This window comes from uncultured Treponema sp., from assembly GCF_946187725.1.
Lineage (GTDB): Bacteria > Spirochaetota > Spirochaetia > Treponematales > Treponemataceae > Treponema_D.
The window spans coordinates 46,264-72,260 of sequence record NZ_CAMHSK010000002.1; the positions used below are offsets into that span (position 1 = coordinate 46,264).

Below are 25,997 nucleotides of genomic sequence, written 5' to 3' on the forward strand. Positions count from 1 at the left end.
AGTTTCGTAAGAAACTCAGCCCCTGGCATGACTACAGGGATGTAGTCATGCCAGGGCAACCTCCATAAAAATACGGGACTGCCCAAGGAATATCAGACAGTCCCAGAAATGACTGTTGTGGCTAACAAATCAGTTAGTTTTATCTAACACTTGTTGTTATATTCTATTATCCTTGATGTGTCAAGCCTATAAAAAAAAATCACCCCAACAGTGCTTAGAAGATTAATTATTTAGAACAAACCTTCAAGAGCTGAAAGCATTTGTGAAATCTTATCGCGGCTTTCGGCTTTTCCGTCAAAATGCTGGGCTTCACAGGCAAGCCTGGCAAAAAAATCCTGCATCGGCAAAAGTTTTTCCATCGGAACTTTTGAGGGATTGTATTCGATTAAAACACTCCCAGTCACAGGATTTGTCTCAATATTTTTTACCGCGTCAGATTTTGAAAGAATTGCGCGCGCCTTTTCAACTAAATCAGTTTCCTTAAAAATCGGTGCCCTGAGCCGGACTCGCCCAGGAAAAAAACTTGTAATCATAGAATGTTCTCCATTGCTTTTACGCTGATTCCGACTGTGACCGAATTGTGAAGGATTGCCGCAAGCTGTGGCGAAATCAGCCCGAACACTCCGAGCAGAAGCAGAGCAGAATTTACTTCTATTATGAAGGCATTATTATGATTGATTTTTTGAATTAAGCCTTGAGCCAGAACTCGTGTTGTCGCGACATTGTTAAGACCACCTTCACTCAGAACGATGTCCGCAGTGTCGCTTGCGATTGACGAGCTTCCTTCGATTGCGATTCCTACATCAGCCGCACTCAATGCCGGAGCATCGTTGATTCCGTCTCCAAGCATAATCACTTTGCCGTTTTTCTTTTCCCGTTCTATCAGGCTGACTTTATCTTCGGGCAGGGCCTGTGAATACCAGCCGTCAAGACCTGCACTCTCAGCGATATTTTTGGCCGCACCTTCGGTGTCCCCTGTAATCATGACGCAGCGGCGGATTCCTGTTTTTTTGAGATTCTGAATGACTTCCCTCGCTTCGGGGCGCACAGGGTCTCCGATTGCAAGCACGCCCGCAAGTTCTCCGTCGTAAGAAAGATACAAAAGCGACTGACCAGTTTTTGCGGATTCAGACTGAATTTCATGCACTTTTTCATCGAATGGAATTTTTTCGTCATCGAAGATAAAATGCGCGCTTCCAATCCGCACTTTTTTGCCGTCCAAAGTTGATGCGATTCCGTGCGCCACGATGTATTCGACCTTCGTGTGATTTTCCGGGTGGAAAAGGCCTTTTTCTTCGGCATGGGCAACGACGGCACGACCGAGTGGATGCGGAAAATGCTCTTCAAGGCAGGCCGCAGTCTGCAAGACAAAATCCTCGCTGAAATCTTTCATTGCATAAATTTTTTCGACTTTGGGGTTCGCATAAGTGAGAGTTCCGGTTTTGTCAAAGATAATCGTTGTGGCTTCGGCAGCCTCTTCAAGATACTTTCCGCCCTTTACGCTTATTCCATAGCCTGCAGCTTCTTTCATGGCAGAAAGAACTGCAATCGGAGCGGCAAGTTTCATTGCACATGAATAATCGACCATCAGCGTTGACATGGTCTTTGTAAGATTTCGGGTAAAAAGCCAGGTAAGGCCGGCAAGTGCAAAATTAAGCGGAACGATTTTTTCTGCAAGGTTTTCTGACCGCCGCTGTACATTTGCTTTTAGGTTCTGGGAATTGTCTATCATTTGAATGATGTTCTGAACCTTTGTGTCTCTTCCTGTTGAGCGGGTGCGGATTACAAGCTCGCCCTCGCTCAAAATCGTGCCCGCAAAGACTCCGCTTCCCGCCTTTTTGTCAACAGGAAGGCTTTCGCCCGTGATGCTCGCCTGATTAACCATGCCCTCGCCACTCTCAACCGTGCCGTCACAAGGAATCATGCTTCCTTCGCGGACAATAACAAGGTCATCTTTTTTGAGAGCTTCAGCAGGGATTGTTTTTTCTTCGCCGTCTTCAAGAATATGAACAGGTTCGTCTGAAATCAGAAGTTTGTGAGCAAGATTTCCGTAAGAAACCCGCTTTGTGACTTCCTCAATTTCTTCGCCTAAAGAGAGTAGCATTGAGATTGAACTTGCCGTGTTCGTGTTGCCGGTGAAAGCCGCCGTAGTCAGGGCTGTGGCATCAAGCATCTGCGTGCTGAAAATCTTTCCTTCGGTAAACAAATTGTTGAGTGCAGAAAGGACTCGCGGAACAATGTTCGAGAAAAGCAAAATCCGTCTGATAGGAATCGGAAGCAGTTTTTTGGCAAAATGATTTATCATCGTGCTGACAAAAATGCTCATTATGCTTTCGGTGATTGGAATCTGCGAGACAGCCTCAAGAAGTTTTTCATCATCTAGATACTTTGAGCCGAGAGCTTTAAAAAGATTTTCGATTTGGGACTGTGATATAATTGAAGAATCAAACAGAATCAGATAAGAGCCGATGTTCGTGTTGACGGAAATATCGATAATTCCTTCCTGAACGGCGATAAGGCTCTGTGCGAGAATTGCCTGCCTGGGAGTGATTTCGTGCAAATCGTAGTGAATGCGGATTCGGCCAGGCAGAGCATGATGAATTGTGACGGTCAAGATTTTGCCTCGTGTAAACGGTCATTGGGCGGAGTGAAAATCTCAGTTCATGTTTTTGAAAATCAGCTTCGCTCCGCCGCGCTTTTTATGCCTTAGCCTCGGCTTTTTTTGAATTGTTGTATTTTGCTTCGGCAACGATGTCTTGTGCGTCTTCTTTTACAGACTCAGCGAAAGCACAAGCATCGTCTTTGAGCTGCAAGCCCTTTCCAACGACAGCTGCACAAGCTTTTTTGAAAGCTGGATTTTTTACAAGAGAAACAGCTGCGACACCAGCCGCAACTCCAACGCCAAAAGCAACCCATTTGTTGTTGATAAATGCCATAGGTAAACCTCGAATATATATCAGTGTTATATAACGATGTTATAGCATAAACGAAGGTTTTCAGTCAATAAAATTATTAATTCAGCTTCAAAACGCTCTGCCAGCCTGCTTCATAGAAATCGTGGATTTTTTGGGCACATTTAATGCCTTCTTCAAAGGGAATGTCGTGAATAATCAGCTCGAAGATAGCCGCAAATTCGCCTGATATGATGATGTGTTCAAGGGTTGGATCGAATGCGTACGGCTCGTAGCCCTGCTCTTCCATTTCCTTGTAAAAAATGTGGGTGATTTCAATTTCCTGCTCAACGATATTATGGACGAAATTCTCAAATTCCGTTCCTTCGCTTGCATTAAGAATCAGGCGGAAAGCATCTTTGTGATTGAAAGCGTATTCGTAAATCTGAGCGATGCCTTTTTCTGAGAAAGTCGCCATGTTGGCTGCCCATTCGCTTTTTGGCAGGCTTTTGAACTGCTCAATCAGACCGCCGAAAATATTCGCCACATTATCTGCATGAGGCTTTACGAGAGCCGAAAAAAGTTCTTCCTTGCTCTTGTAGTAGCCGTAAAATGCCCCGGTCGTGACCCCTGCCTTTTTAACGATTTCGCGAAGCGAGGCACCACGAAATCCTTTTTCCAAAAATTCGGCTGTTGCAATCTCGTGTATTTTCTGCAAAGTGTTTTCTGCCATAAGTAAAGTATAGTTTAAGAGAATCTTCTTGACAATAATATAACAGTGTTATATAAAACAGTTAGCCTAATCTAACAAAATTAATAATGTATCTTTAGGGGGTCAATTAATGGAAAACAAACCGAAACAACAAAAGAAATCACTTCTTTCGTGGATTTTCACATTCGCGGGCGAAAAAAAGCCCATGTACTGGGCGAGCATATTCTTTGCAGTCCTCTGCGTGGCATGTGCTCTTGCTCCTTACATCATCATCGCGGATATTGTAAGAAAGCTTCTGGACGGAGTGCGTGACTGGAATGTCTACCTTCTCGAAGCCGGAATTACTGCCGCATTTTGGGTGGGAAATGCATTTTTCCACATGATTTCAACCACGCTGAGCCATGTTGCAACTTTCAACCTGCTTGCGAACATCAGAAAAAAATTGTGTGACAAGCTTGCCCGAGTTCCACTGGGATCTGTCCTTGATATGCCGTCTGGAACTCTCAAAAACATCCTCATCGAACGAATCGACAGCATGGAAACGACTCTCGCCCACATCCTTCCTGAATGGACGAGCAATCTTTTGCTTCCGGTAGTAATGTTTATCTATCTTTTCCATCTCGATGCCCGCATGGGATTTGCCTCGCTGATTACGCTTCCAATCGGCCTGATTGCTTCCTGCTTCATGATGCGAAATATGACCGAACGTTTTCAGAACGCAATCGACAAGACAAAAATCCTGAATGATACGGCGGTCGAATACATCAACGGAATCGAAGTCATAAAAGCTTTCGGAAAATCAAAGTCATCTTACGAAAAATTCGTCGTTGCAGCAAAAGAAGGCTCTGACTGCTATGTTGAGTGGATGCGCGACTGCATCTGGCCTTTCACGATCGCCTTTGTAATTGCCCCTTCTACACTTCTTTCAGTCCTTCCAATCGGCGGATATTTCTTTTTGAACGGAACTCTTTCTGCCGTAGATTTCATCACAATCATCATCCTTTCTATGAGCGTGATTCAGCCGCTTCTTGTAGTCTATTCTTACCACGACGACATTGCAAAAGCCGGAGTAATTTTCGGTGAAGTCGGCGGAATTCTCTACATGCCGGAACTCGAACGCCCGGAAAAAGACATAAAAACGCCAAAAGATAATTCAATTGTGCTAAAGGACGTTAGATTTTCGTATAAGAAAGACTCTAAAAAAAGCCACACAGATTCGATTTTGCTAACGCAAAATCAAGAAAAAAATACTTCAAAAGGGAATTGCGTAGCAATTCCGAATCCGTGTGGCAATGAAATCCTTCATGGCATAAATCTTTCACTTCATTCATGCTCATACACAGCCCTTGTCGGACCAAGCGGAAGCGGAAAATCAACGATTGCACGGCTTATTGCGTCACTTTGGGATGTTGATTCCGGCTCTATCGAAATCGGTGGCGTGAATATCAAAAATCTTTCACTTGAAGAATATAACCGTCGCGTCGCATATGTCAGCCAGGACAACTTCCTCTTTGACCTCAGCGTGCGTGAAAACATTCGTCTCGGAAAGCCGGAAGCAACGGACAGAGAAGTCGAAGAAATTGCCAAAAAATCCGGCTGCTACGACTTCATCATGAGCCTTGAAAACGGCTTTGACACAATCGTCGGCGGAAGCGGAACACACCTTTCTGGCGGAGAGCGACAAAGAATCGCAATCGCCCGCGCAATGATGAAAAACGCACCAATCGTAATCCTTGACGAAGCAACCGCCTACACCGACCCTGAAAACGAAGCAATCATTCAAGAAGGTGTCGCACATCTTGTAAAAGGAAAAACGCTGATTGTAATCGCACACAGGCTTTCAACAATTCAGGATGCAGACAAAATCGTAGTCATCAAAGACGGTCTGGTTGATTCACAGGGAACGCATGAAGAACTTCTTGCAAAAGATGGGCTATATAAAGACATGTGGGAAGCACACATTTCATCAAAAGACAGTGGGGAGGCAGCATAATGTTTGAGATTTTAGGAAGATTTTTCAATTTCTGCGACAAAGAAAATCGCCGCAAATTTCACCTTGCAATGATAATCGGCGTAGTCAATTCATTTTTCATGGCACTACGAATTGCCGCCGTTGCCGTAATGATTTCTGGAATAATCAGAAGCCTCAAGGACGGAGTTCCATTCACGGCAAACACAATCTGGCTTTCATTCGGAATCATGTCATTCAGCCTGGTCGGTGCAATCATCACAAAAAAGAACATGAGCATGTGGCAGACAGAAGGCGGCTACAGAACGGCAGCAAACAAACGCATAGAAATCGCCGAACATCTGCGCTACATTCCGATGGGCTACTTCAACAAAAACTCGCTCGGACAAATCACCTCAGTCACCACGAACACTATGGAACTTTTAGGCGATGTTGCTACCAGAGCCGTAATGCTTGTAATGCAGGGACTTCTGGACTCAGCACTCATAATCGCCATGATTTTCTTCTTTGACTGGCGGATTGCACTGATTGCCCTCGCAGGTTTCGGAACCTTCCAATTCGTAAACATTTTCATGCGTCTTTCAGTCCGCTCGCTTTCGGTTCAAAAAGACAAAGCAGACACGGCACAGGTCTCAAAAATTCTCGAATACATTCAGGGAATCGCCGAAGTCCGCGCCTACAATATCACTGGCAAACGCCGCACAGAACTGAATGCCATAATCGACCAATGCAAGAGAACCTTCATCAAAATGGAACTGCACTGCATCCCGTTTGCCTGTATCCAAAGCATCATCGCAAAGCTCGCCGGTGTCGCAATCATGCTGGCCTCAATTTCCTTCTATTTAAATGGCACGATGCACCTTTCAAACTGCGCCGTAATGCTGATTTGTTCCTTCATGCTTTTTGGTGCAATGGAATCAGGCGGAAACTACTCAGCACTTCTCCGCGTAATCGACATTGCAGTAAAAAAAGCAGAGGCAATTCTCAATGTTCCGACCATGAAGCTAATTAGCAATGAGCAAGTAGCAGTGAGCAATGTGGGGGAAGTCTCCCCCTCGGCTACAATGGCTTCGCCATTTCCGCCTACCCCTTCTGCGGGGACACCCCGCAACGCCCCGGGACTTTCTGCAAAAAACATTTCCTTTGCTTACGACAAGAAAAAAATCATCGACGGTGTTTCGCTTACGATTCCTGAAAAAAGCACGACTGCAATCGTTGGGCCTTCTGGTGGCGGAAAGACAACTCTCTGTCACCTTCTGGCCCGCTTCTGGGATGTCGATTCAGGCGAAGTCACGCTTGCAGGAAAAAATATACGGGATTACGATATGGACAGTCTGATGGCAAACTTCAGCTTCGTATTCCAGAATGTCTATCTTTTCCATGACACAATCGCAAACAATATCCGCTTCGGCGAGCCAGACGCACCGATGGAACGCGTAATTGAAGCCGCAAAAAAAGCCTGCTGCCACGAATTCATCTCTGCCTTGCCGGACGGTTACAATACGGTAATCGGTGAAGGAGGAGCAAGCCTTTCTGGCGGCGAAAAACAGCGAATCTCAATCGCCCGCGCAATCATGAAAAACGCCCCGATAGTAATACTCGACGAAGCCACAGCCAATGTTGACCCAGAAAATGAGCGCGATTTGATGGCCGCAATCACCCAGCTCACAAAAGAAAAAACGGTAATCATGATTGCACACCGACTCAAGACAGTCCGCAACGCCGACCAGATTATCGTTCTCGACAAAGGCAAAATCGCTGAGCAGGGAAAACACGAAGAACTCGTAAACCTGGGCGGCATCTATTCCCGCTTCATCGATTCACGCAAAAAGGCAGTAAGCTGGAAGTTGTAATCTAAAATTTGCATTAAAGTTATTGACATAAAACTTTAATTAGCATATAGTAACTTTGTAAGTTAGCTAAACCTAACTCTTTAAGTACCTCTTTGGCGGGGCAAGGCTTTTTGACTGTTTCTTGCTTTTCCCCGCCATTTTTTTTGGAGTAAACAAATGGGTTTTGATGAGACTATAATTCACTGTGCTTCACCGGCATTATGCGGCATCAAGCCGGCCTGTCTTTTTTCAATGTCAAATCAAAAGTTTTTAGACGGTTCAGAGCATCTTCAGCAATGGAAGTGCCAGTTTTCAAAGGAAAAGAAATTTTTTGTACCTGTAAAGAAAAATGACGGCCGCTTCCTTTTTTTCGTCTATGATAAAAATCTTCTAGAAAAAATCCTTGAAAAACCAGAAAACAAAAAATATCTATCTTCAAAAGGATATCATGTTGAAAAGGGCATCAAATATGTACTTTCTGAACTTTTGCACAGGCTTTCGGCAAACGCAATTTTTCCGCATGAAGTCGGACTCTTTTTAGGCTACCCTCTCGAAGATGTAATCGGTTTTGAAACGCACGGGGCCAGGGATTTTAAATATTCCGGAACCTGGAAAGTTTACGGTGACAAAGAAACTGCAATCCGCCGTATGAATCTGTACAAAAAATGCAGTGAAACATGCATGAAATTACTTGCCTCTGGACTTTCAGTTCCACTGGTAACTAAAAAATATACATATCAAAAAGGAGCATCAAAATGAAGGTAGCAATCGTTTACGCAACGACAACAGGAAACACGGAACAGCTGGCAAATGCAGTGGCTGAGGCAGCAAAATCAGCAGGTCATGAATTGAGCATTTCAACCGCTGACAATGCAGATTCTGCAGATACACTTTCCGCAGATTTGATTCTTCTCGGAAGTCCGGCAATGGGAGCAGAACAGCTTGATGATTCAATGGAAACCTTTTTCTCCGAAATCGAAGGCAGCTTGAGCGGAAAAAAAGTCGGTCTGTTCGGTTCCTACGACTGGGGCGAAGGTCAGTGGATTTCCGATTGGGAAGAACGCGTAAAATCAGCAAGGGCAGTTTTCGTAGGAAGCGTCAAGGCTCATCTTTCACCAGAGGATGCAGACCTTGAAGCCGTTAAAAAACTGATAGCTTAATTTTTTAAGGGTTTGGATTTGATTTTTTTTACAAAATTATTGATTTTTCATTTCCAAACTCTTGACACATTCTACTGATTTCTGATATAGTATCAAACATCAGTTACATGGTGCCTGTAGTTCAGTGGTAGAGCGTCAGATTGTGGATCTGATTGTCGTGGGTTCGAGCCCCATCAGGCACCCAATCTTGCGTTCGTAGCTCAACTGGATAGAGTAACGGACTTCGAATCCGTAGGTTGCACGTTCGATCCGTGTCGGACGCATCAAACTGATTATTCGGGCGACTAGCTCAGTTGGTAGAGCAACAGACTCTTAATCTGTGGGTCCGGGGTTCGAGCCCCCGGTCGCTCATTCAAGCCAAAAGCTTGATGGGAATCGGAATTGAGGCATTACTGCCGATGCCGGTTTAACTCGCGAGAGTGGTGAAATTGGCATACACGCTAGACTTAGGATCTAGTGCTTCGGCGTAAGGGTTCAAGTCCCTTCTCTCGCACAATTTTTGCGGAAATAGCGCAGTGGTAGCGCGTCACCTTGCCAAGGTGGATGTCGCGGGTTCGAATCCCGTTTTCCGCTCTAACTGTTAAACAGTTTATTGCAATATACAGATGCGAATTAATTTTTTGCGGAAATAGCGCAGTGGTAGCGCGTCACCTTGCCAAGGTGGATGTCGCGGGTTCGAATCCCGTTTTCCGCTCTAACTTGAGCGATTTAGATTTTCATCTGAATCGCTTTTTTTATTTCAACACATTTAAGGGGAATAAGCGTGAAAGTCACCAAAGAAATCGAAAAATTGGAGCACTCATCGGCAAAACTCACAGTCACAATCGCTAAAAAAGATGTGGCAGACAGCTACTCAGAGACAATGAGCAAATACACTAAGAATGTTCAGATTCCTGGCTTCCGAAAAGGTCATGTTCCAGCATCAGTTCTTGAACGAAAATACGGCGAGCAGATTAAAATGGAAGCTGCAAGCGACCTCATCGACAAGTCATTGAACGAGATTTTCTCTGACGAAAAAGAACTTGAGAACCGCCCTCTTCCATACGCACAGCCAGTTCTCGAAAAAATGCCGGAATTCGATACATCAAAAGATTTCGTCTACACAGTAACTTATGATGTTTTCCCGAAGGTTGATGCAGCATCTTTCGATTTCAAGGGTGTTACAATCAAAGAACCACAGGTAACAGTCGGCGATGAAGAACTCAACGAAGAGCTCAAAGGCATTCAGGAACGAAATGCTGTCGTAATCGATAAAAAAGATGATGAAAAGGCAGAAAAAGACAACATCATCACAATCTCTATCGTTGAAAAAGATGAAAATGGTGCAGAAATCGCTTCTACAAAACGCGAAGAATTCACTTTCACTCTCGGAACAGCAGAAAATGTCTACAAAATTGATGATGATTTGATTGGCCTCAAAAAAGGTGAATCAAAAGATATCACAAAGAAATACGGCAAAGACGAGAAAGACGCAGAACTCGCAGGCAAAACAAAGACTTATGCTGTCACTGTAAAACAGATTAAAGTCCGCAATCTTCCAGCTTTGGATGATGAGCTTGCACAGGATGTCAACGAGAAATTTAAGACACTTGATGACCTCAAAAAAGACATTATGCGCAATCTTGAAAATGCAAAGACAAATAAAGTCAACGAAATCAAGACAAATGACCTTCTCTCACAGCTTATCGAAAAATATCCGTTTGAGATTCCTGCAAGCATGTTGAACGCAGAGCTTGACGGACGCTGGAGAATGATGGCTCAGCAGTTCCAGACAACTGTAGAAGAACTCGACCGCATGATTTCAGCTTCAGGCCAGAAAAAAGAAGACATGCTTAAAGAATGGACTGGCGATGCAGAGAAAATGCTCAAGAGCCGAATCATCGTTGATGCACTTCTCAAAGCACGAAACATCTCTGTTACACCAGAGGAAATTGAAGCAGAATATCAGAAAATCGCTGACGGAAACGGAATCACTGTTGATGAAGTTAAACAGCACTACTCTGATCCACGCTCAAAAGAATATCTCATTGACGAAGCAAAAGAGCAGAAACTCTACAAAGAGATTTTTGCTGAAGTTAAGCTCTCAAAGGGTGACAAGATTGCTTTCAAGGACTTGTTCAATCGCTAACAGGCATTAAAGTCTGAGAAAAATCATTTTCCCGAGCAGGTATAAGCGGAATGTTTCTTTTTTTCGGGAACATTCCGTTTTTTTTGGACTTTTTAAAATAAATTCATTATATTTATAAAAAGAGGAAATAATGAACGAACAGATGAACAACTACATGCCGAGCGTCATCGAGAGAAGCGGTAACGGCGAACGATTCTATGATATTTATTCACGCCTTTTGCGCGACAGAATTATTTTTGTTGACGGCGAAATCAACGATTTGAACGCTGATCTTGTAGTCGCACAGATTCTATTTTTGGAATCAGAAAATCCGGACAAAGACATCAGCATATACATCAACTCTCCAGGCGGTAGCGTAACAGCAGGTCTCGCAATTTACGATGCAATGCAGTACGTCAAATGCGACATTCAGACAATCTGTATCGGACAGGCTGCAAGCATGGGAGCAATTTTGCTTGCAGGTGGCACAAAAGGAAAGAGATTTGCACTTCCCTCTTGCCGTGTAATGATTCATCAGCCACGCGGTGGAGTTCAGGGACAGGAAAGCGATATTGCTGTTCAGGCCAAAGAAATCATTCGGCTCAAACAGCTTTCAATCAAATATCTTGCTGAAAAATGCGGTAAATCTGAATCCGAAGTAGCAAAAGACATTGAGCGCGATTTCTTCATGAGTGCAGAAGATGCACTTGCCTACGGAATCGTAGACAAAGTTATGCCGTCTCGTGTTGCATCAGAATCAAATGGGGGTAAATAATGCGTGGATTTCGTTCTGACACACAGTACTGCTCTTTCTGCGGAAAATCGGGCGATGAAAAAAGACATCTTGTAGCAGCTCCGACCAGCGGAATTTATATCTGTGACAAGTGTATCGCTGTCTGTGAAGGAATGCTTGCTCAACGGGATAAATCTCTTGACCCGATTGACATGACAGAAGTACCTTCTCCAAAAGAATTTAAGGCTTATCTTGACGAATATGTAATCGGTCAGGATTATGCCAAAAAAGCACTCTCTGTTGCCGTTTACAACCACTACAAACGAATGTCAAAACTCGACACAATCAGAGCAGACGATGAAGTTAAAATCGAAAAATCGAATGTTCTTCTGATTGGTCCGACTGGTAGCGGCAAAACTCTTCTTGCAAAAACTCTTGCCGAAAAGCTCAAGGTTCCGTTTGCAATTGCAGACGCAACCACTCTCACCGAGGCAGGATATGTCGGCGAAGATGTCGAAAATGTTCTTCTCAAGCTGATTAATGCCGCAGACGGAAACATCCCGGCAGCAGAACGAGGAATCATCTTCATTGATGAGATTGATAAAATCGGCCGTAAGAGCGAAAACACTTCAATCACACGAGACGTCTCTGGCGAAGGCGTTCAGCAGGCTCTCTTGAAAATCATCGAAGGTACACAGGCTTCTGTTCCTCCACAGGGCGGAAGAAAGCATCCTAATCAGGAAATGCTTCAGATTGACACATCAAATATTCTGTTCATTTTGGGCGGTGCATTTGTTGGTCTCGAAAAAATCATTGAACAGCGAATTGCAGCTCATTCACTTGGTTTCGGCTCAAATGTCGGAACAATGGACGAAACACAGCGCATGGAACTTCTTAACCAGTGTACGCCGGATGACCTTGTTAAATTCGGAATCATCCCTGAGCTTATTGGTCGTATGCCAATTTCTGTTGCTCTCAAAGAGCTTACAAAGGCAGATTTGACAAGAATTCTTACAGAACCGAAAAATGCCATCACAAAGCAGTTCAAGGCTTCATTTGAAATGGACGACCTTGACCTTGACTTCACGAGCGAAGCACTTGATGAAATCGCAGAAACTGCAATCAAGCAGAAAACAGGTGCACGAGGCCTTCGTTCTATCGTTGAAAAGCTGCTGATGGATTTAATGTACGAAGCTCCTAGCATCAAGGGTAAAAAGCACCTCACTGTTACCAAGGACATCGTTCTAGGCAAAGTAAAGCCAAACCTTGACCAGCTTCTTATTGAACAGCAGACTGCTTAGAAACGGAAAGTTTAAAACGGAGAACAGAAAGCCGGCTCCGAAAACAAAATGCCTGATTCAAAAGGATATGCGAGATAAAATCAAGCACCTCAATCCTAATGAATCAGGCATTTTTTTTAATCCGGAAACTTTCAGCTTTCCACTTTCAGCTTTCCACTTTCAGCTTTCCACTTACTCCAGCGTCAGGAATGCCTTGTAGGCTTCATAAGCCTGTTCGATATCTTCTCTTGCAGTGATTTCCCAAGGGGCGTGCATTGCAAGAACTGAAACGCCAGCATCAAGGACATTCATTCCGTATTTTGCGGCAAGATAAGCAATAGTGCCGCCACCGCCCTGATCAACCTTTCCAAGTTCTGCCATCTGATATTTTACATTCGCCTTGTCGAGCAAGCCGCGCAGTCGGGCGATGAATTCAGGATTTGCATCACTTGCACCACTCTTTCCACGGCTGCCAGTGTACTTATTGAATACGATTCCGCCGTTAAGGAAGCTTGCATTATCCTTATCAAAAAGGTCTGAATTCATCGGGTCAAAAGCGGCGTTTACATCGCTTGAAAGCATATTGCAGTTTGCAAGGCAGCGTCGAAGAGTTAAATCAGAATAAGCGCCGTCCATGCGGGCAATTACTTCGGCAACAGCGTTCTCAAAGAAGCGGCTTTCCATGCCGGTAGCACCAACAGAGCCGATTTCTTCTTTATCGACACAGATACAGCAATTTGTGCGCTTTGAGGCATTGCTTTCAATCAAAGCGCGTGCTGAAGTGTATGCACAGCTTCTGTCATCCTGACCATACGCAAGAATCAGTGAGCGATCAAAGCCCAAATCCCTTGCATTCCCAGCAGGAACAACTTCAAGCTCTGCAGAACCGAAATCTTCTTCTTCGATTTCATATTTTTCTTTTAAGATTGCAAGGATTGCTTTTTTTGCAGAAGGCTTTTCTTTTTTTTCGCCAGACTTTTCATCGTCTTTTGATGGGATTCCGCTTCCTAAAATCAAATCGAGGCTTTCACCGGTGATAAAATCGCTCGCAATTTCCTTCATTTGTTTTTGAGCGAGATGAGGCAAAATGTCAGAAATGCAGAATACAGGATCACCTGAATCCTCGCCCACACGAATATTCACAGTTGTGCCGTCTTTTTTGCAGACAACGCCATGAATAGCAAGCGGAAGAGTTACCCACTGGTATTTTTTTATTCCTCCATAATAGTGGGTGTTTAAATAAACAAGGAAATCCTTTTCATAGAGAGGATTCTGCTTGACATCAAGGCGCGGAGAATCAATATGGGCACCAAGAATATTCATGCCCTTTTCAATTGGTTCATTTCCAAGCACAAAAAATGCGATAGCTTTGTTCATTTTCTGAATGTAAACTTTGTCGCCGGCTTTTAAGCTGTCACAGGTCAGTGCGTTCTTAAATCCCGCAGTTTCTGCCCATGCGATAAGCTGGCTGACACATTCACGCTCAGTCTTCCCGTTGTCCAGGAATTTTTTGTAATCATTAATAAGAGATTCGTTTTTCATGGAAAAGATTTTATATCATAAGCATGACATCATCAAGACGAGAAAATTCCTCAAGATTTTTGGCATTTTCCTTGACTTTGCATGCTTTCATCTGTATATTTACATTGAAAAAATAAAGGGGGTGCACCGGTTTCGACGATTGTGATCAAGGCACTTACTGCATGTGGGAGTCAAGGTTCCCTAAACTGAGAAAACAATAACTGCAATTTTCGAAAGAAAAGAAGAAGAAGTTGAAGAAACTTCTTTCGCAGAAGCTCTCGCTGCTTAATTGCGCTTGAGCCGGAACTCGCGGTGTGCTGTTCCTAACATCACGACTTCCGTCACAAACAGGGACTTGCTGTGCGTAATTTTTGGGGTGCGCATGGGACTTTTACTCAAAATACGGAGGAGACGCTTGTTATGCTGCTACCTGCTCCCGACAAACACCTCGCATAACTAAACATGTAGATGTATTTGGCTTCCACTTTCGGACGGGGGTTCAATTCCCCCCATCTCCAACCCTTTTTATGTTAAGCTACATTCACGCCTATCATGCCGGAAATCACGCAGACATCCTAAAGCATCTCACGCTATCACTGATTCTTGAGCATCTTTGCCAGAAAGAAAAGCCCTTCACTGTTATTGACACACATGCAGGGAGCGGGATTTACCGCCTTGACGATGAGCGCGCACAAAAAACAGGGGAAGCATCCAGCGGCATCGAAAAAATCATGAATCAGGATTTGAGTTCTGCACTGCCCTCTCTGGCGAATTTTCTAAGCATCATCAAAGATTATTACTCGCACGGAGAATATCCTGGCTCACCGCTGATTGAAAATGCTTTTTTACGACAAGGCGATGAGCAGATTCTTTCTGAACTGCATCCAAGGGCTTTCGAAGAGCTGAAAGAATGTGTTTATAATAGAAGAAAAATGTGCGAAGAAAGCGGAAAAATCTTTTTTGAGCCGAAATTGCACAAAAGAGACGGCTACGAACTGCTTTCTGCAATCACTCCGCCAAAAATCAAGCGCGGACTGGCAGTGATTGACCCTAGTTTTGAGGATGCAAGTGACTTTGAAAAGTGCGGTGAAGTAATCGCCAGGGTGCATAAAAAATGGAACGCGGGAATAATCGCATTGTGGTACCCGCTTGTCGCCCACCGAAGCATGGAAATCTCCATGATGAAAGAAAAAATTGCCGCAAGCGTAGATTCAACCGAAGCAAAGATTCTTGACATACAGATGGAAATCAAGCGCAAAGAGGACATGACGGGGCTTGCTTCATTGTATGGCAGCGGAATGTTCATCGTAAATTTCCCATTCAAACTGGACGAGAAAATGCAGGAAATTCTTCCTGAACTGAGCAAAATCCTTGGCGAGACGGCAAATAGCTGGACGGTAGAAAAGCGCTAGGGATAGTAGCGCACGCCGAATATAACACAGCAATCTGTCCCCTGTGCATGTACTCTTTTGATATTGACTAAGACGGTAAATTGCATATATGATGTTTCCCCTGTCAGTTCGTAACCATCCTGACATAAAACAAAACTAGGGGGACATCTCTATGCGTTCAGAATCTGAACTTTCTGGCGTAACACTTTTGGGTGCAAACGGCACAAAATATGTTACGACCTACGCGCCGGAAATTCTCGAAAAATTTCCGAACAAGCATCCGGGCAATGACTATATGGTCACATTCAACTGCCCTGAATTCACTTCACTTTGTCCAAAAACCGGACAGCCGGACTTCGGCGAAATCAGAATCAACTACATTCCTGATGGTTTTCTCGTCGAATCAAAATCATTGAAACTCTACCTTTTTTCATTCAGAAACAACGGCGATTTCCATGAAGACTGCGTGAACATCATTATGAAAGACCTCGTAAAGCTTCTCGAACCAAAGTACATCGAAGTTGAAGGAATTTTCACACCTCGCGGCGGAATTGCAATTTATCCGTTTGCAAATTACGGAAAACCAGACACAGACTACGAGGCAATCGCGAAATCACGGCTTTTTTCAGCCATCGACAGACGAAAATAAAGACGCGTCTCTTTTTCACTTTATAGGAGAATAATTATTATGAATGAAATTTTAATGCTGGCATCGGTACCTGTTTTTTTTGGCGGACTGGTACTTTTTTTCAGACTTTTTGGTAAGCACGGAATCTTCGCATGGACAGTAATCTGTACAATCACTGCAAACATCGAAGTTTTGATTCTCGTTCACGCTTTCGGCATGGACACCACGCTCGGTAATGTGCTCTTTGCGTCATCTTTTCTTGCGACAGACATCATGAGCGAACTTTACGGCAAAAAAGAAGCAAACAAGTGCGTCAAACTCGGAATTGCGGCAAACATCACTTTCATCTTGATTTCACAGAGCTGGTTCCTTTACATTCCGGCAGAAGCTGACACTATGGCAACTCCAATCAAAACCGTATTCGCAAACACACCGAGAGTCATGCTTGCAAGCCTTTTTGCATATGTAGTGTGCGAATTGTACGATGTCTGGGCATATCATCATGTATGGGCATGGACAGAAAAGAAATTCGGTGACAGAAAACGCTTTTTGTGGCTCAGAAACAACGGTTCTACGCTCGTAAGTCAGCTTATCAATGTCGTCGTGTTCAACCTGCTCGCTTTTGCTGGTGTTTTCCCGGCAGACATCATTATTCAGATTTTAATTTTCGGATACGCAATCTTCATTGTAACTTCTATTCTGGATACGCCATTTTTGTATCTTGCACGAAGAATCGCCGAAAAACATCCTGAACTGCTCAGCAATGACTAGAGTCAATTCTTCATTTTTAGACAGCTGATTGAAAATCGACATTTGACACATTATAATAAGCCCTATCAAAGTTTTGAGAGGGCTTTTTTTTATGAAAAAAATTCTTGCAGTTTTGCTCTCAGCTGGATTTTTGACAGTTGTTTCATGCAAAAACGAAAAATCATCACTTCAATTTCAAAGCGACATTCCAAATTCCGCACCAGGACTAACAATTCTTGATACAGGCGAACGAGTTTTTGACGCGGGCAATTTCTTTACACCTGATTACACGCCTTACGAGCCTGAAAGCGAAAGTGTCGCCGGTAAAGTCCGTCTTTCTTCACCCAAAGCAAAGGGCGCAAAAGCAGAAAGCATTGAACCGGGCTTACGAAATCTTTCAGAATACAAAACCTCTTACAGCACAAAAAAATCTGATTTCAAATATCCTGAAATCACAAGAATGAGCGGAGATGAAAACGAATCAAAAAAATCTTCCAAAAAAGACGAGCCGTTTACAATCGTTGATTTTGGGCCGCGGGGAGCAATTCCTGCAGAAGTGCGTTTTCCGTCATTTTATGTGCTTTTTTCAGAACCAGTCGTTGCATTGAGTTCATTAGGCGAAGTAATCACGAAAAGCGAGATAATGACGATTGAACCCGAAATCAAAGGCGTTTTCAGATGGAACGGAACAAGTCTCCTTTCTTTTGACACGACAGAAGCCGTAAATCCGATGCAGGTCTACACAATCCGAATCAATGATAATGTTAAATCTCTAAGCGGAAAATCACTTACAGGCGAAAAATCTTTTTCAACCGAAGCCGCACCTCTCAAAATCATCTGGTCAGCCCCTGGTTATTCAAAAGACAAATGGGTCGATAAAAATGATGTTCCTCCGCAGTATTCAAAGGAATTGCGAGTTCAATTCAATTATCCCGTAAATGCCGATGAAATCAGCAAAATCTCAAAAATCACCGCAGGCAGTAAAGAGCTCAGTTTTTCCGTCAAACAGGAAATGATTGATACAGTCACTTACTTTTTGGATGAAGAGCCTCCTTTTAACACTCATGTCCTTCTTTCTGTCACACAGACACTTTCAGGAAAAACGAATAAGACGACAGCCGGTTTCAACACACTCGCTCCATTCACTTATGAATATGAATACAAGATGCATTCATACGGAAAATACACAAATCCTGTCCAGCTCTATTTTTCTCATCCGGTCGAAAAAAGTTCAGTGCTTCAGTCGATTTCTGCAAAATCAGAAAAAGGCGAAAATCTTGCATTCACAGATGAAAATTTTGAGTTTTCAGGATGTACCGTAAAAATCTTTGGTCTGCCAGTCACCTTCCACTCAAAATATGCACTTGAAATCAACTCAAATCTTAAAGATATATATGGAAGAAACATTGAATTTTCAGGCGATAAACTCAGCATTGAAATAGAAGTTCCGGGAGCTGAAAGCAGCGCGAATTTCACTGATTCAGGCGTAAGGATGCTCGAAAGCACATTCCCGCATAAAATGATTTTTGAGTATCAGAATATTGTCAATGGCGCATACCTTCTCAAAACCACTGAAAATCCATACGAAGTCCTTGATTCAACAAAAGCATCGGAACTGGTCTATTCTCCAGAAAACGAAGGAAGCCGCACAGAGCTTTCAGTTGAGCCGCGGGATGAGAGGATTTTTGAAATCGTAAATCTTGAGGATAAGCTTTTAGGCGAAAAGGGCTGGGTAGATTTTTACTCAGCGATAAAACTTCCTAGAAAACCGACAAACTGGGATTCATCAACCTACTACTGGAACACGAACAAAACGAGCATTCAGGTCACGAACCTTGGTGTCACCGTGCGATATTCATACAACAAGATTGCCGCGATGGTCACGAATCTTTCAGACGGAAAGGCTGTCGAAGGTGCAAAAGTATATGCCTATGAACCAAGCGCAAATCTTTCTATAATCAAGGAAAATGCACCATGGGCAGTAACAGACAAAAACGGTCTGGCAGTCATTAATCTAACCGAAAAGAATGTAAAATCCGTAATTTCAGGTGATTATTGGGATGCACCGTATATTTTTGTAGAAAAAGATGACGACAAAGTGATTTTTGAGCCGGAAAATCATTCGCCATGGAGAAGCGGAATCTATTCTTATTCAAAAGTACCGAATGAAATCAAAGCCGAAGCAAGGATTTTCATGTTCAGCGACCGTGGCCTTTATAAGCCGGGCGAAACAGTTTCTTTCAGGGGAATCGACCGCGACCAGATTTTGGGCACCTTCCTTCCGTATGAAGGTGATTTTACTGTCACCCTCAAAGAAGACACTTGGCGCGATGCAAAAGAATTCGGAAAAATCGAAGGAAAAACAACCGAATCTGGCGGTTTCTACGGCTCATTTGAAATCCCGGAAGACATTGAACCAGGATTCTATAAAATTGAATACAAACGCGAGCCTGAAGGAAAGACTCAGTTGCTTTCAATCAATGTCGCATACTTTGAACGGCTGAAATTCCAGACTGAAGTTTCTATGCCAAAAACGCCTGTAATCGCCGGTGAAAAGGTTCAGGCAAAACTTGGTGCAAGCTATCTCGCAGGTGGCGCACTTGCAAGCGCAAAATATGAAACAAACTGGTTCAGGGAGCCATGGTATTTTACTAGTGACGAACCTGAATTCAATCAGTACAAATTCGGTCCAAGCGACAAATACGAAAGCAGAAACCACATCAGGGAAGATTCAGGAGCATTGGACGCGAACGGAAGTGCTTCAATCTCATGCGAAACCAGCGGCAACAGCATAAAGGGTGCGGCCTACAGATACAGGCTCAGCGCTGATATTACAGATGTCTCAAATCAGCAGGTAACGGCAGTCGGAACAGTTCTCGTTCATCCGGCATCATTCTACCTTGGACTTTCAAAGCCAGAAATGCAGAGTTCATTCGCCCGCAAAGGTGAAAAGCTCACCTTCACTTACAAACTTGCGCTTCCTGACGGTAAGGCCATTGCAAATTCAGTAACGGCACAGGCTTTGAGCGGAAATGCAAAAAAATTGAATGTAAAACTTACGCGCGAGGAATGGAATCTTGTTCAGCAGCAGGGCATCGATGACATTTACAGCCGCTATGAAAAAACCGATGTTACCGAAAGCGAAGAAAGCATAAATCTTTCAGAGAGCGGCAAAATCACAGTAACACCGAAAGAGCCGGGCTATCACAAGATTCAGGTTGCGACAACGGACAAACAGGGACGCGATGTAATCACAGAATATGAATTCTTTGTAACTGGAAGCGGTAAAGTCTCATGGTATCAGGATGATGCAACCGCCCTAAAACTCACGCCTGACAAAAATCAGTATAATCCTGGCGAAACAGCGCATATTCTGCTTGAAAGTTCTCTTCCAGAAGGAAATTATCTGATTACGGTTGAACGCGAAGGAATTTTCACTGAAGAAGTGCGTCATTTGGATGGTTCGGTTCATGTAATCGATATTCCTGTGGCACGAAACTATGTTCCGGTCTTCTATGTCTCAATTTCTTCTTATTCAGTACGACAGGGCGAACCTGTTCATGAATACGGAAAAGCCGATTTGGACAAGCCGAAGGGATATTATGGAGCCGCAGTGCTTTTCGTAAATCCAAGAGTCAAATCCTTCTCTGTCAAAGTTGAAAACGCAAAAATGTCTTACAGGCCGGGCGAAGAAGCCGAAATTACGCTTTATGCAACAAAAGGCGGAAAGCCACTTGCAAATGCAGAACTTACTTTGCTTGCGGTTGACCGTGGAGTTCTGGACTTGATTGACTATCATGTTCCTGATCCGATTTCTTTCTTCTATAATGCAGGCAACTTCCCGCTTCATGTTAAAGGCGGCGATTCACGCGATTATTTGATGGATCCTGTAACTTACGAAGTAAAAAATCTCAAGGGCGGCGACAGTTCTGATGATGAAAAAATGGAAGAACGAAGTGACTTTAATCCGACGGCAATTTTCGAGCCGATGCTCAAAACTGATGAAAACGGAAAAGTATCTGTGAAATTCAATCTTCCGGACACGCTCACAACTTATCGAATCACCGTTTTTGGTGTGAACGGCGAACTTCTTGCACTTCAGGAAGATGAAATTGCAGTACAGAATCCAATCAATGTTCAGCAGGTTCTCCCACGGCAGCTGCGCGAACGGGATACAAGTGAAGTTGGCGTGCTTCTCACAAATCTTGACGAAAAGGCACATGAAGTATCGGTTTCCCTCTCTCTACGCGAAAACGCAAAGAAAGAAGATGAATCAGGTCTGACGCTCAAAGACGGAAAGGCCTTTGTAGACGGAACTTCAGAGCATAAAATCACTGTTCCAGGCGGTGCAAACACTGTCGTGTACTTTGATTTGGCGGCAGTTAAGGCAGGGCTTGTAACTCTCGAATTCACGGTCAAAAGTGAAGTTTTGAATGAAAGACTTGTATGTCCGCTCAAAATCGAAAAACCTTATGTTTTTGAAACTGTCACGACGACCGGCCAGCTTGAGGAAAAAGAAGCTTCTGTCACAGAAAGAGTCGTAATTCCTTCATTGACAGAAAATGCTGACGACAGAACGGACGGCACCCTTGCAGTGACGCTTGACGCAACCAGACTTGGACTTTTGGGCGATGCTGTAAAATATCTCTTTGAATATCCATTCGGATGCCTTGAGCAGCAGAGTTCACGCATCCTTCCGCTCGTCATTTTTGAGGATTACATTGATGTATTCAATCTCGAAAATGAAGTCACCAATATCAGAAAATGCGTAAAATCATACTTCAAGGATTGGAAAAACTGTCAGCACAGTGACGGCGGCTTTGGTTACTGGCCAACTTCGTCAAAGTCAAATCTTTTTGTCTCATCAAAAATCGCACACATTTACGCGCTTGCACTACAGAGAGGCTATAAAGAAAAAGATTTGGCAATAGACATTGACAAATTGTGCAATTACATTTACGCAGAGGCAAATTCCCTCAAAAAGCAGGCTGAGCTTCACATTCAGAGTGATTCAGAATATGAAAGAGTTGCGCTTTTCTACAATGATTATTGCCGTGCCTACAACTACTATGTGCTCGCTCTGAACGGCAAACTTGTTTTCGATGAGCAACTTGCTTCTATCATCCGCAGGGAAGGTCAGGACATTGCGGCCATTGCACTTTCGGGACTCGCTTCTATCGCAAAAGATGGTGCAAAATCAACTCTCGCAAAAGAGGCGGCTTCAAAAATCAGGACCTACATGAGACCTCAGACCCGAGGCGTAGACATTACAAATCCGAATGCTCCGAAATGGGCATTTGCTTACAATGGCGATGAGGCAGAAAATCTTGCCCTTACACTTCAGCTTTTCACTTTGCTTGATAAAGATGATCAGATGAATACAAAACTCATTTATTCTCTTCTTGGAAATCAGAGAGCTGGCTATTGGAAAAATACAGCAAATACTGCCCGCGTTTTGGAATCAATCTACACCCTTATAAAAACAAACAATCTGGATAAAACGAATCTCAATGCAACGGCCCTGTTCAATAAGGATGAACTTGCAAAATGCGATTTTAAGGGAGCGGCATCAAAACCTGTAACAGTCACTTTGCCATTCGATTCTGACAAATTAAAAGCGCTTCCAAGAAATACGGAACTTCCTCTTGAAATCAGCAAAAAAGGACGGGGGTCACTCTACTACACCACCACGATGCGTTACACCATTCCAAACGAGCTTCAGAACGCACGCGATGAAGGCCTTGGCTTAGTCATGCAGCTGTACGACAATACGACCGGTGAAGAAATCAAAATGAAGCAGGACAATTCACTGATTGAACTTGAAAGCGGAAAAACCTACAAAGTGAAAATCACGCTTTCTTCAAGCTATGACAGGGATTTTGTTGCGTTGCGCGCGCCTGTTCCAAGCGGAGCAGAAATTCTTGATGCTACCTTCATTACAAGCCCTGACGATGCCGAAACTTCAAGCGGAAGCGACGAATATTCAGAAGACTATGATGATTACGAGGGCTATTTCTATGGCGGCGATCATTACATGTCAAATCAGGCAATTTACAATTCAGAGATTCAATTCTTCTGGGATTCATTTGGCAAAGGCAAAACCACCGCAGAATTTAAATTCCGTGCCGTACGAAGAGGTGTATTCCCGACGCCTCCAGTCAGTGCAGAATGTATGTATGAGAGCGAAGTTTTCGGACGGACAGACGGCATTCTCTACACCATAAAATGAGCGAAACCATAGTCCACGAAATCTCCCCTGTCTGGGATGAGGAAAGCCGTGTCCTGATTTTGGGCACACTTCCCTCCCCTAAAAGCAGGGAAAACGGATTTTTCTACATGCATCCTCAAAATCGGTTCTGGGAAGTAATTTTTACCGTATTCGGCGAGAAGTTGAACTTTCCAAACAAAGCCCTCAAAAAGATCAGCGCAAGCGAAAGATTAGAAGCCATAAATGAAAGGCGGGATTTTCTGATTCGTCATAAGATTGCCCTTTGGGATGTGCTTAAACAATGCGATATTTCCGGGGCAAGTGACGCGAGCATTAAAAACGCCGTTCCAAATGATTTTACGGAAATTTTATCAAGGAGCAAAATCCGGCACATATTCTGTACTGGAAAAACAGCTTTCGCGCTCTGGAAAAAACACTGTTCTTCGGTCTACGAAGAAAGATTTGCTTTAAAAGCAGCTTGTCTTCCAAGCACAAGCCCGGCAAATGCAGCCTGGTCGGTCGAAAATCTTGTGGCTGAGTACAGTAAAATCAATAATCTTGGTCAGGATTTTAGTTTTACGAGCCAATCTGATTTTTCTTCTGGTCAATCCTAAAAATATGCGAACATCATTCAAAATCATGAAAAAAAACAAATTTCTCTATATAATTCCGATTTTTTTACTCATTACTGCCATTTTTTTTCTCTTAATACGCTTTTCTCCTTATCCCGAACTTTCTGAATTCAAAAGCCGCCCCGTTTCAACAAGAGTTTTTGACAATCAGGGCAAACTGATTCAAATCATCGCCCTAAAAGACGGACTCCACAGGGAATTCACTCCGCTTGAAGATATTCCGCTTTTTGTACAGGATTCATTTATCAAAGCCGAGGACAGGCATTTTTATTCTCACCACGGAATTGACTTTTCTTCGGTTTTAAGGGCAATTTTTCAAAATGTCAGGGAATTCCGCACAGTCAGCGGTGCATCCACAATCACAATGCAGCTGGCAAGAATCATCAGGCCGTCCCAAAAACGCACGATTTTCGCTAAAATCAGGGAAACCTTTGACGCTTTCAGGCTTGAAGCCCGGCTCTCAAAAAAAGAAATTCTTGAAGCCTATCTGAACAATGTGCCGTTCGGATTCAACACAGAAGGCGTTTCAAGCGCAGCACGATATTTTTTCTCAAAAGAACTTGCAGCCCTCACAGAAGAAGAAGCCAAAACTCTCTCCCAGATTCCACGCAGGCCATCCCTTTACAGTTTTTCTTCTGATTCGAAAAGAAGGCCCTTTTCATACCCTTTTGAAATGCCGCATTTTGTAAGATACCTTTCAACGCTTCCAAATTCTCCAATCGGCAAGGCAGCAGATTTACATACGACAGCGGATTTAGCTTTGCAGCATGCCGCAGAAGATATGCTCAGGCAGTCAGTTGAAAAATATGCGTCAAACAGGCTCACAAACGGAGCGATTTTGATTTGTGAAACTCAGACAGGGAAAATTCTTTCATGGGTCGGAAGTGCTGATTTTTTCGATGAATCGCACAATGGTCAGGTTGACGGAGTTCTTTCTTATCAGCAGCCGGGGAGCAGCATGAAACCCTTTTTATATGCACTTGCGCTTGAAAAAGGATTTTCGCCATCTTCTGTGCTGCCGGATATTCCGATGGAATTCGGATTCGAAAATCTCTATGTTCCACAAAATTTCAACAGGCGATTCAATGGTCCTGTCCGATTGCGGGTCGCACTTGCTTCAAGCCTGAATATTCCGGCGGTCTACCTTCTTAATGAAATCGGCCTTGATACATATCTTAAAAAACTCTCGGAACTTGGATTCGACTCTCTTAAAAACGCTGATTCAGGGCTTTCGCTTGCCCTCGGAGGTGCTGAAGTTTCAATTTTCGAGATGACCCAGGCCTTTTCGGTATTTGCGCGCGACGGCTATTTTCTTCCACTCAGCATGATGCAAGACGCAGCCCTTCAAAATAACGAATCTGCCACAAACTCCCGCAAAGAAGCAAGTCAGGTCTACGATGTCAATACAGCAAGGCTGATTTGCGACATTCTTTCTGACCGGGATTCCCGTGCACTCGGTTTCGGATACAATCAGACTTTTTTGACACCATTTCCCGCTATGTTCAAAACAGGAACGGCAAATCAATATCAGACAATCACGGCACTGGGAGCAACCCCAAAATACACCGTGGGAATCTGGATGGGAAATTTTTCAGGCGAAACAGTCATCGGAAAGACAGGAAGCTCTATTCCTGCAAAAATCGCAAGGGATTTGCTCGTGCTTCTGCAAGGGAACAACGGAAAGGATTTCAAAAAGCCCGCACAGTTCAAAAAAGAAAGAATCTGCGCACTTTCCGGCAAGAAGGCAGGAGAATTCTGCCCAGACAAGATTTCAGAATATGTGGCAACTGGCTCTCAGGACAAAGGGGAATGCTGCAGCTGGCACACGCAGGAAGGCACGACATATCCCGCACAATACGCCGTCTGGTTCCGCATGAAGAACAGAAGCGGTGAAGTCGGAGAAAAAGGCAGCCCGTTAAAAATCATTTCTCCGAGAAACAACAGCATTTTCTATTATGATGATTCAGTCTCAGAACATCAGCAAAAACTTGTAGTCGAGGCAATTGGCGGAAAAACCGACCGTGCAGTCTTTAGCATCGACGGAACAGCCTTGAATGAAAGAAAACGCCCTTTCACAGAGCAAATTCCCCTGCAAAAAGGAAGGCACCGCATAAAAGTTGAATGTGCCGGAGAAAGTGACGAAATTGAAATCAATGTAAGATGACCGACCTTGCAGAGCAAAA

At 43.7% G+C, this 25,997-nt stretch carries 18 protein-coding genes, 6 tRNA genes and 1 other RNA gene; 20 read left to right on the top strand and 5 right to left on the bottom strand.

Translation table 11 applies throughout. The features are described from left to right. Window positions 1-230: 230 nt before the first annotated feature. From Q0Q74_RS01220 to Q0Q74_RS01235, 4 genes are all read right to left on the bottom strand, one after another. Window positions 231-533, bottom strand: a complete 303-nt coding sequence (locus tag Q0Q74_RS01220; protein ID WP_294427738.1) for an HMA2 domain-containing protein — start codon at window positions 531-533, stop codon at window positions 231-233. Beyond that, on the bottom strand, window positions 530-2,614 hold the full coding sequence (locus Q0Q74_RS01225) for a heavy metal translocating P-type ATPase (protein WP_294427739.1): 2,085 nt from the start codon (window positions 2,612-2,614) through the stop codon (window positions 530-532). Before Q0Q74_RS01225 ends, Q0Q74_RS01220 begins: the two co-directional genes overlap by 4 nt. 85 nt (window positions 2,615-2,699) lie before the next feature. Then, window positions 2,700-2,936 (bottom strand): hypothetical protein, encoded by a 237-nt coding sequence (locus Q0Q74_RS01230; RefSeq protein ID WP_294427740.1) that lies wholly within the window; start codon window positions 2,934-2,936, stop codon window positions 2,700-2,702. A 76-nt stretch (window positions 2,937-3,012) separates the two neighbouring features. Then, window positions 3,013-3,624: a TetR/AcrR family transcriptional regulator gene (locus Q0Q74_RS01235; protein WP_294427742.1), complete on the bottom strand. Its 612-nt coding sequence runs from the start codon at window positions 3,622-3,624 to the stop codon at window positions 3,013-3,015. 109 nt (window positions 3,625-3,733) lie between these two features. Between Q0Q74_RS01235 and Q0Q74_RS01240 the strand changes: the two genes are divergently transcribed. The 13 genes from Q0Q74_RS01240 (at window position 3,734) to clpX (ending at window position 12,705) form a co-directional block, all read left to right on the top strand. Beyond that, window positions 3,734-5,596 carry an ABC transporter ATP-binding protein gene (locus Q0Q74_RS01240; protein WP_294427744.1) on the top strand — a complete coding sequence of 621 codons (1,863 nt, stop codon included), beginning with the start codon at window positions 3,734-3,736 and terminating at the stop codon, window positions 5,594-5,596. After that, window positions 5,596-7,425: an ABC transporter ATP-binding protein gene (locus tag Q0Q74_RS01245; RefSeq protein WP_294427746.1), complete on the top strand. Its 1,830-nt coding sequence runs from the start codon at window positions 5,596-5,598 to the stop codon at window positions 7,423-7,425. Before Q0Q74_RS01240 ends, Q0Q74_RS01245 begins: the two co-directional genes overlap by 1 nt. 156 nt (window positions 7,426-7,581) lie before the next feature. Beyond that, complete coding sequence (locus Q0Q74_RS01250) at window positions 7,582-8,163, top strand: DUF3793 family protein (RefSeq protein ID WP_294427748.1); 582 nt, start codon at window positions 7,582-7,584, stop codon at window positions 8,161-8,163. Continuing rightward, window positions 8,160-8,564 (top strand): flavodoxin, encoded by a 405-nt coding sequence (locus tag Q0Q74_RS01255; protein WP_294427750.1) that lies wholly within the window; start codon window positions 8,160-8,162, stop codon window positions 8,562-8,564. The genes Q0Q74_RS01250 and Q0Q74_RS01255 overlap by 4 nt, the downstream gene beginning before the upstream one ends. Window positions 8,565-8,674: 110 nt before the next feature. Beyond that, a tRNA-His gene (locus Q0Q74_RS01260) sits at window positions 8,675-8,746 on the top strand. 7 nt (window positions 8,747-8,753) lie between these two features. Continuing rightward, window positions 8,754-8,827: transfer RNA gene (locus tag Q0Q74_RS01265), tRNA-Arg, on the top strand. Between the two features lie 15 nt (window positions 8,828-8,842). Beyond that, window positions 8,843-8,915: transfer RNA gene (locus Q0Q74_RS01270), tRNA-Lys, on the top strand. A 62-nt stretch (window positions 8,916-8,977) separates the two neighbouring features. Then, window positions 8,978-9,057 (top strand) — tRNA-Leu (locus tag Q0Q74_RS01275). A gap of 8 nt (window positions 9,058-9,065) precedes the next feature. Further along, window positions 9,066-9,137, top strand: a tRNA-Gly gene (locus tag Q0Q74_RS01280). A gap of 49 nt (window positions 9,138-9,186) precedes the next feature. Then, window positions 9,187-9,258: transfer RNA gene (locus Q0Q74_RS01285), tRNA-Gly, on the top strand. Between the two features lie 69 nt (window positions 9,259-9,327). After that, on the top strand, window positions 9,328-10,692 hold the full coding sequence (gene tig / locus Q0Q74_RS01290; RefSeq protein WP_294427752.1) for a trigger factor: 1,365 nt from the start codon (window positions 9,328-9,330) through the stop codon (window positions 10,690-10,692). Between the two features lie 130 nt (window positions 10,693-10,822). Next, window positions 10,823-11,446, top strand: a complete 624-nt coding sequence (locus Q0Q74_RS01295) for an ATP-dependent Clp protease proteolytic subunit (RefSeq protein ID WP_294427754.1) — start codon at window positions 10,823-10,825, stop codon at window positions 11,444-11,446. Further along, window positions 11,446-12,705, top strand: a complete 1,260-nt coding sequence (gene clpX, locus Q0Q74_RS01300; protein WP_294427756.1) for an ATP-dependent Clp protease ATP-binding subunit ClpX — start codon at window positions 11,446-11,448, stop codon at window positions 12,703-12,705. Before Q0Q74_RS01295 ends, clpX begins: the two co-directional genes overlap by 1 nt. A 171-nt stretch (window positions 12,706-12,876) precedes the next feature. Here the strand turns inward: clpX and Q0Q74_RS01305 are convergent, their stop codons facing one another. Beyond that, complete coding sequence (locus Q0Q74_RS01305; protein WP_294427758.1) at window positions 12,877-14,226, bottom strand: aminopeptidase; 1,350 nt, start codon at window positions 14,224-14,226, stop codon at window positions 12,877-12,879. 117 nt (window positions 14,227-14,343) lie between these two features. Here Q0Q74_RS01305 and ssrA point away from each other — a divergent pair. The 7 genes from ssrA to Q0Q74_RS01340 all read left to right on the top strand — a co-directional run bounded on the left by ssrA (window position 14,344) and on the right by Q0Q74_RS01340 (window position 25,978). Continuing rightward, window positions 14,344-14,726, top strand: a transfer-messenger RNA (tmRNA) gene (ssrA, locus tag Q0Q74_RS01310). A 6-nt stretch (window positions 14,727-14,732) separates the two neighbouring features. Continuing rightward, window positions 14,733-15,617, top strand: coding sequence for a 23S rRNA (adenine(2030)-N(6))-methyltransferase RlmJ (locus Q0Q74_RS01315; RefSeq protein WP_294427760.1), 885 nt, complete (start codon window positions 14,733-14,735; stop codon window positions 15,615-15,617). A gap of 151 nt (window positions 15,618-15,768) precedes the next feature. Further along, a complete protein-coding gene (queF, locus tag Q0Q74_RS01320) occupies window positions 15,769-16,245 on the top strand; it encodes a preQ(1) synthase (protein ID WP_294427761.1) in 477 nt (158 codons plus the stop codon). 39 nt (window positions 16,246-16,284) lie between these two features. Further along, window positions 16,285-16,995, top strand: coding sequence for a queuosine precursor transporter (locus tag Q0Q74_RS01325; RefSeq protein ID WP_294427763.1), 711 nt, complete (start codon window positions 16,285-16,287; stop codon window positions 16,993-16,995). Between the two features lie 91 nt (window positions 16,996-17,086). Continuing rightward, window positions 17,087-23,203, top strand: coding sequence for an alpha-2-macroglobulin (locus Q0Q74_RS01330; protein WP_294427765.1), 6,117 nt, complete (start codon window positions 17,087-17,089; stop codon window positions 23,201-23,203). Continuing rightward, window positions 23,200-23,796, top strand: a complete 597-nt coding sequence (locus Q0Q74_RS01335) for a DNA-deoxyinosine glycosylase (RefSeq protein WP_294427766.1) — start codon at window positions 23,200-23,202, stop codon at window positions 23,794-23,796. The genes Q0Q74_RS01330 and Q0Q74_RS01335 overlap by 4 nt, the downstream gene beginning before the upstream one ends. 25 nt (window positions 23,797-23,821) lie before the next feature. Then, window positions 23,822-25,978, top strand: coding sequence for a transglycosylase domain-containing protein (locus Q0Q74_RS01340; protein ID WP_294427768.1), 2,157 nt, complete (start codon window positions 23,822-23,824; stop codon window positions 25,976-25,978). Window positions 25,979-25,997 lie beyond the last annotated feature (19 nt).